Raw genomic sequence first — 674 nt, forward strand, 5'->3', positions numbered from 1 at the left:
AATTGGTAACAATCATAAGCTCCATTTCCGGAGGAATGTAATGGGAAAGAGTATAGCAGGTTGTATTCCCGTCAATAAACACACTGTCCCCATTCTCCAAAAGAAGTACAGCTTCTTTTGCGATGCTATTTTTCTGCTCATAATGTAACATCATTCGTTCATTGAAAGGCAAATCCCAGGTCGTTTGTTCCCTCATTACGGCTCCCCCGTAGGTTCGGCGAACCATTCCCTTCTCATCTAAAATGCGTAAGTCCCTGCGTATGGTTTCCACAGATACCTCGTATTTATCGACCAACTGCTCGACAGTTACATTGCCATTGTGCTTTACTTGCAATACAATTTCATTTNGGCCAAATTGCTACTATATTGTTTAGTACTAGCTGAACAAGCTTATTATTTAAACTCTTTTAATGCCTTGACCGCATCGCTTTGTGCCGCTTTCAATGACTCAGCAGGAGCTGTGCTTCCCGTCAGTGTCATTTCAAGTGCCTTGCCGACGGCATCGTCAACTACGCGCTTTGCTGACGTTGATACACCAATCGTAGCGTATGGGAATACTTCTTCAAAGGCTTGCGCTTTTTGCGGATTATCAGCATAATTCTTCTTCAACAAATCTGTATCTTGTGAGGACAGCGTAGCTGGGAAGTAACCCGTCTTAGCGGCATAAATGGCTT

Annotated in this window: 2 protein-coding genes; both read right to left on the bottom strand. The window is 43.4% G+C overall.

The window, feature by feature from the left end:
- On the bottom strand, window positions 1-334 hold a 334-nt coding region (locus FJQ58_RS00220), incomplete at its 3' end, for a DeoR/GlpR family DNA-binding transcription regulator (RefSeq protein ID WP_139990470.1).
- Window positions 335-393: 59 nt separating this feature from the next.
- Window positions 394-674 (bottom strand): type 2 periplasmic-binding domain-containing protein (locus FJQ58_RS32160; RefSeq protein ID WP_420799801.1); only part of this gene is annotated, 281 nt, incomplete at its 5' end.

This window comes from Paenibacillus paridis (genome assembly GCF_006345825.1).
GTDB classification, from domain to species: Bacteria; Bacillota; Bacilli; order Paenibacillales; family Paenibacillaceae; genus Pristimantibacillus; species Pristimantibacillus paridis.